This window comes from Megasphaera sp. SW808 (assembly GCF_012027795.1).
GTDB classification, from domain to species: Bacteria; Bacillota; Negativicutes; order Veillonellales; family Megasphaeraceae; genus Megasphaera; species Megasphaera stantonii.
This window is the reverse complement of the sequence record NZ_SJOT01000047.1, coordinates 1-6,594: the sequence shown is the minus strand read 5'-3', so window position 1 is coordinate 6,594 and position 6,594 is coordinate 1. Positions and strand designations below refer to the sequence as shown.

Sequence of the window (6,594 nt, the reverse complement as noted above, 5' to 3'; positions counted from 1 at the left end):
TTTTAATTTTGTATTTTGGTGAAGAGCTTGTTAGAGATTTTAAACAAAATAAAGATGTACCATTAATACAAATTTTAAGGAATATAAAAAAACATGGCACTATGGATTTTTGGATTCGCCTTATGATAGTGGAAAACTATATTAAAGAATTATTCTCGATAAAACCAGAGATTATAAACGACAAGATGCGCACTTTGGAACCGATTATTCAACAATGTTTTCTCAAAGCACAAAGTGAAAATGAAGTGTTGCAATGCTTGGAATGTTTATGGGAGGTATTGTGTAATGACCCGATTTTTCAATATCCACTTGATCCTGTGAAAAAATCTCTGTAAATGCAGATCGTCTATGATAATTGTTGGGGCTGCCGCACGAAGAAGAGATAATGCTTCTTCGTGTGGCAGCCCCTTTATTATGCCTATTTGGCGACAAAAAATGGCTATCACGCGAAGATGATTTTTTTCCAGTGATAGCTATTTTTGCTATATGGAATAAAAGTATAGTTATATCATTGTAAAATTTTACGACTTTTTAGGGTACAGTCTTTGGAAGGAAAAACTGTCATAATGTAAATAGAGCAAACAAGCTCAAATTGATAAGTTAACATGAAGGAGGAAGTCAAAAATGAAGAATACTAAGAATAATTCTTTGAGCACAGTCTTTTTTAACGGATATGAAAGTTTAGAAAAACTAAATATTGCTCCTTGTCCGGGGTTCATACAATGCGAGAAATCTCCTAAAGGGGACATCGGTATGTCAAAGATACCTGACTGCATGCCATTGGCATTAGATACGATTACAGTATATCCAGTAGACTGGTATGCAAACACTGGCAGGGTTCTGTTTCCAGTAGGACCGCAGAATGAACAGAAAGCTGATATGCCTGTTTTAAACGAATCCTGTACACCTTTCTCAGAAAATGAAGATGGATATTTATTGTACGATACCGGGAAAATTGTACATAAAATTGCTAACTTCACTGTGGAAATACAGAGTTTGAGAAAGGTCATTGCTTTGAGCGGCGAAAAAGTTATGATTCGCGTGTGTATACATAGTGCGACACAGGACGTAATATGGAGTCTGCCGAAGTCCGAGTGGCAATCATTTATTACAAAACTCGCTTCGGAACACCCAGAATTTTACCTTTTGGCCGACTATCCCAATGCCGCGAGAGTCTTTAAACAATATACCGGCAAATTATACGAAGATAGCCTTAATCAATTGCCGGAGGAAACTTTCTATGAAACGGCCGGCTGGTATGAACAAGATGACGGAAAATTTCACTACGTTTCCGGGCTTGATGCGAATTGCAATAGCCCACGATGCTTAGCTCCTATTAGTTCATACGAAGAGGCAAAGGCATTATGGCAGTATGGACAGAGTATCTTACAGATTGGCGACCTTGAAACGTTGTTGCCGCTTTTCTTGCAGCTGCATATCGGATATACTATGGCTTTCTTCGAAAAAGCCGGACATCCAATACAATTTATTCTGGCTTTAGTTGGACCAACAGGTAGCAGAAAAACGGCACTTGCCCGTTGTCTGTATTGCTTGTTTGATAATGATGAAGTAGTTAACTTCACAGCAACGGATAGAGCCATAGAATTAATTGCGATGAGTTGTCATGATTCCGTCTTTGTTTTAGATGATCTTAGCGACGTCAGAGATAAAAATAGCGATAGCAAATTAAACCGTTTTTTACGGCAAGTAGGCGATTCGGCCGGTCGAGCTAAGTCTAGCAATGGCGGGCGTGACGTGGAACGAGTAGATACGCGTTTTGCTGTAGTTGTAACGGCAGAATCGTCGCTGGACTGTCTGCAACAATCCGGGCAGTTACGGACCTTGGAAGTTCAGATTACTCCATCTACGGTTGATAACGCCAAACTACGCGAATTTCAAAATGAGCGTAGTTTGGCTAAAATGGAAAAAAGATCCAGCTTAATAGAGCGATATATTAGCGCATATGTTCGATTCCTAGAAGACACATCTGAAGAATGTTTGCGATATATTATCCGCTTTGAACCAGCTTCCTTATCAATGGCTTTTGACCGCCAGGCTGAAATTTACCGTTCGCTTTCTATCACGGCAACGCTGATATTACGGTGTGGCGTTTATTATGGAGCCATAACGTCAAGCGAGGCAGATAGAATGTATCGGGAAGAATGGCTTCCCTTACTACAGGGACTCATGAAAAAGAATGAGCTGAAAGGGAAAACAAGCAACCCTGTATATATGTTCATAACAGCACTGTCACAATTGCGAGCTACAAAGCAGATGATTCTTGCTGCCTCTCGTGATGTATTCCAACAGAATCCGACTCAATATGTAGGATTTTGTGACGGCGGACTTGTATGTTTGAGACCGGATAAAATTTATGCAGACGTACAAGCATATTGGGGGCAACTGGGCTATCGTATAGAGGGTTCAGCCAATGACCTCTTTTCCCGTTTGTTAAAGGCTGAAATCAGTGAAGGGTATGAGCAGAAAGATCATGCCCCAAAGAAATTAAAAATCATTACTATTAATAAAGAGAAAATGCAAATTTTATGTATATGCTGGGAAAAGGCTATGCAATATATCCAAGAGCATACAGATTTGGGATTAGGAGGTAATTTCAAATGGGTAAAATAATTTACATTCACACGAATTTGATTTGTCTAACTAGCAATCCGAGAACGCTCTTTACCATTTTACTATGCAGGCAGATGCCCAAATGCGAAGTGTGGGTGTTCGAAAGCGTCGATGAAGCCATTACATTTACAATTCAGTACAATAATTGGATTGGCTTTAGCAATCCCAATGGAAACGGCGCATTGAAAATCCCTAGGGGCGAGTTTTGTATGTTGAATCCGGCCGTCCCCACTACACTCCCCATGACGCCTACCAGTGATGGCGGGTATGTGTATAACATAAATACAGGCATCGTACAAGCTCCTTGCGTAGGATATTGGAGTGTTGATGCTATTAATGGGTACGCGGTGGTCAGCAATTTAGATGGGCTAATGCATTACTTGTTGGATGCTGGTTTCCTGTATCCTCATGCTGTTTGGATCGACGGTGGAACAGTCGAACAGGCTCAAAATATCGCCTTTAGCCACTATATTCGGCGCTTTTATACACGATATGACGGGCAAAATGAAATGATAGCACTGCCGGAGGATTCGAAAACGCTGATTTATCAAGACCCCCATTTTTACGAACGGGAACAGCGATACCAACCCGGTTCAGCTATGCAGGTCTTGCGAGAACATGGGCTTTTTTAAAGGAGGTATTTTAGATGGAACGTATGTGGTATTCGCCAAAAGAACTCATTGTCGCCAATGGAGGGGTTTTACCCTTGAGTTTGGCAGCTGTTTATACGGCTATCCGGCGCGGAGAAATTCCTGCTGAACGTATTGGACGGCGGATTTTGATTCCAGCTTCATTTTTGAAGGAATTGGCTAAAAAACAGTGTTAAGTTAAATAGGCGGGACGACCTTGAGTCGTCCCGTTTTATATCAATTTATATTGGGAGAGGAGCGATATTCAAATGAGACGAGGAAATAAAGAAGGAACAATTTACTACAATGAAAAGCGAAAACGGTATGAAGGTCAGATTCGTTATGTAAAGCCCGATGGTAAATACGGACGAAAGCTCTTTACTGGGCATAGCCAGAAGGAAGTCATGCAGAAAATTAAAGACTTTAATGAGCAGTGTGATAATCCGGGAGCAGAAATGACCGTGAAGGAATGGATGGATAAATGGCTGAACGAGTATAAAAGGCCGGAAATTAAAATCAAAACATATGAACGGTATCGGTGTGCCATTGTTCTTCATATTAATCATTATATAGGCAAGGAGTTGTTAAAAAATCTTACAACGTTAAAGATTCAAGAGTTAATCAATAAGCTTACGACTGCTCCGGCGAAAAAGGGCGGATACTTGGCTCCCAGAACGATAAATTCCGTTCGACGGATTCTTATTTCGGCCTTTAACGACGCTGTGACTTACGATATACTTCCAAAAAATCCGGCTTTGGGAACGAAGCCGGTTCGAGTAGAGAAGACTGCCATGCACATTCTGTCAAAGAAAGAAGCAGCAGAGTTGTTGCATGTTGCTCGTAAGGCTGATTATGGATCGTATATGGTCATAAAACTGGCTTTAGAAACCGGTATGCGGATTGGCGAAATATTCGGTTTGCAATGGAAAAATATCGATTTAGAAAAGAAAAACTTGCTGGTAGCAGGGACTATCGTACATACCAATCATACTAATATATACCAGCCGACAGGAAAAACGAAAAGCAGTTACCGCCGTATTCCCTTTTCTAGCGCATTAAAAACGACGTTAATGGAATATAGAGCATGGCAGCAACGTGAAAAAGAAAAATGGGGTGAAATGTATACAGATAGTGATTTCGTCATTACCAAGCCATTAGGCGGTTTTAGCGATCCCAGCAATTTCTCTGCCCGAACGTTTAAAAAGTTGTTGGATAAAGCCGGGATTACCCGCCAATTTCGCGTTCATGACTTACGCCATACGCACGCAACATGGCTGTTGGAAGCCGGCATCAATGTAAAAGTTATATCGGAACGGCTGGGGCACTCCAGCTGCCGGATTACGATGGATACATACAGTCACGTCATGCAGACGATGCAGGATAAGGCTGTGGAAATGTTGGAACAGATTAATGCCGAATTGGATGAAAAATAAAAATGGCCTTCCTAATGGCCTTCCTTGCATAAAAAAACGAGCAGTCCTGAACTTCTTCAAGACTGCTCATTTCAGTATTTTGGCGGAGTGAGAGAGATTCGAACTCTCGCAGGCCTTGCGACCTCTAACGATTTAGCAAACCGTCCTCTTCAGCCTCTTGAGTATCACTCCACATCGTCGGCTGACTAGATAAGTATACTATGGATACCAGTATATGTCAAGGGGAAACATTACGGTAATATGTGAATATTTTTTCCCTGGCTTCGCAGCCACATGGTAATGCCTTCGCCAAATACTTCAGCTGAAATAGTATACATGTTTTCAGTTTCTTTTTCGATGACAGCCGTAGGAAGGCGATCTAAGATGGCTTCGACGTCTGGTCCTGAATAGGTAAAACGAATGCGCTGCAGTCGGCCGCCGTACATGAATTGTACCCGTTTGCGAAATTCTCCTTCTTGAAACCGGTCGGCGTACAGGACTCGAAAGGTATCAGGCAGGACTTTTAAGTCGGCGATTCGGTCTATGCGGTATATCGTTGGGAAGGAGTCGTTGATGACATCGAAATGCTGCTGCACGTCCTTGTCTTCAATAAAGGCAGTCAAATAGAAATAGTACTCGGAAAACATAATGGCTGCCGGTTTTAATTTGCGCGCGACCAGCTTTTTATCCTTGGAGCGCTTATAGGCAATTTCGATATAATGATGGCTGCGGATAGCCTGCCCTATAGTCCAAAGCTTGTCGATGAAAACTTTTTTATGATGCGGTTCGATGTAATGGAAGGCTTCGTTTTTTATGAGTTCGCGAATGACGTCCCGATTTTGGGCAGCTACGCAATTTGTTACTAATTTATCCAGCATAGCCGTCATTTCTTTTTTGGTAAAGGCTCGGCTGTCCAGGAGAATCTTGCAGATTGCCAGGATTTCGCTGTTGGAGAACGTAGATACATCTGTCGTTTTCATCATATAGCCTTTTTGCCGTCTGTCGTAGAATATGACATAGCTCAGCAGCGTATCCTCTTCTTGCTGATATTGCAAATATTCCTGCAAATCCTTGATGTCGCGCTGGATGCTGCGGACGGTTACGCCATGCCGTTTCGCTTCTTCGTCGGCATGAATGCAGCGGCCTTCTCTAAGCTTCGTGTACAAACTGAGAATGCGGTTGATTTTATTTGGTGATTCTTTATCGCCCTTTATTCTATGCATGCGGAACACCTCATAGGTAAAAAAATTCCTTGCCTTCTCTTTTATTATAATCCATTCCAGCAGTCTGGCAATGGTCATGTTTTGCTCTTGGAATGTTCCGTTTCTTTTAAATGCCGCAGTATTTTTAATTGCGACGAACAGGGAAATCCCTGCTTGGGAATCGATAAATAATAGCTTTCATTCTTCCGGTCGAACAGAAGGGACATATTGGCGTGTTGTTCTTCCAGACAGTTGCGAATTGTCTGGATATCTCGTTCGACGGAACGCTCCGTTACATGATGTTCAAAGGCAAAATTTGCTTTATGGATCCGCTCGCCTTTCAGCAAACGGTAAAATAGCAGCAATACGCGATGGGCTTTTTCCATATACTCACATCTTTCTTCCATGTAGTTATACAGAGATAGTATCATATGAGTACGACGATATTTGTCGTCACAAGAATTTTTTCTATATTCTTGTGACTTTTGCGAAAGGCTTAATAGACGACAATATTTGTTGAATATGTGGTTAATGGCAGCAGGCTATGTGCTATGAATCGTCAAAAAAAATCTTTGCATTTTGCTAATAAAAATCAACCATTCTGGAATGTATAATGGAGATGTTCTAATTAAGCTTGATTGGATAATCCATTCATGTGAAAAATAGGGAGAGGCGATAGAAGGAGGTACTTTGATAAAATATTAGATACAAGGCATTTCC

At 41.4% G+C, this 6,594-nt stretch carries 7 protein-coding genes and 1 tRNA gene; 5 read left to right on the top strand and 3 right to left on the bottom strand.

The genetic code is table 11. The features are described 5' to 3' along the window. The 5 genes from E0L13_RS11565 to E0L13_RS11545 all read left to right on the top strand — a co-directional run. The coding region (locus E0L13_RS11565; RefSeq protein ID WP_168062566.1) for a hypothetical protein at positions 1 to 335 on the top strand (335 nt) is incomplete at its 5' end. A gap of 289 nt (positions 336 to 624) precedes the next feature. Further along, positions 625 to 2,631 carry a hypothetical protein gene (locus tag E0L13_RS11560; protein ID WP_168062564.1) on the top strand — a complete coding sequence of 669 codons (2,007 nt, stop codon included), beginning with the start codon at positions 625 to 627 and terminating at the stop codon, positions 2,629 to 2,631. Next, positions 2,619 to 3,263 (top strand): hypothetical protein, encoded by a 645-nt coding sequence (locus E0L13_RS11555; protein ID WP_168062562.1) that lies wholly within the window; start codon positions 2,619 to 2,621, stop codon positions 3,261 to 3,263. The genes E0L13_RS11560 and E0L13_RS11555 overlap by 13 nt, the downstream gene beginning before the upstream one ends. Positions 3,264 to 3,277: 14 nt before the next feature. Beyond that, positions 3,278 to 3,457: a helix-turn-helix domain-containing protein gene (locus E0L13_RS11550; RefSeq protein ID WP_168062560.1), complete on the top strand. Its 180-nt coding sequence runs from the start codon at positions 3,278 to 3,280 to the stop codon at positions 3,455 to 3,457. Positions 3,458 to 3,529: 72 nt separating this feature from the next. Next, positions 3,530 to 4,693 carry a site-specific integrase gene (locus E0L13_RS11545; RefSeq protein ID WP_168062558.1) on the top strand — a complete coding sequence of 388 codons (1,164 nt, stop codon included), beginning with the start codon at positions 3,530 to 3,532 and terminating at the stop codon, positions 4,691 to 4,693. Between the two features lie 80 nt (positions 4,694 to 4,773). Here the strand turns inward: E0L13_RS11545 and E0L13_RS11540 are convergent. From E0L13_RS11540 to E0L13_RS11530, 3 genes are all read right to left on the bottom strand, one after another. Further along, positions 4,774 to 4,864, bottom strand: a tRNA-Ser gene (locus E0L13_RS11540). Between the two features lie 59 nt (positions 4,865 to 4,923). Beyond that, complete coding sequence (locus E0L13_RS11535) at positions 4,924 to 5,895, bottom strand: WYL domain-containing protein (protein WP_168062556.1); 972 nt, start codon at positions 5,893 to 5,895, stop codon at positions 4,924 to 4,926. A gap of 74 nt (positions 5,896 to 5,969) precedes the next feature. Then, a complete protein-coding gene (locus tag E0L13_RS11530; RefSeq protein ID WP_168062554.1) occupies positions 5,970 to 6,260 on the bottom strand; it encodes a hypothetical protein in 291 nt (96 codons plus the stop codon). Between the last annotated feature and the right edge of the window lie 334 nt (positions 6,261 to 6,594).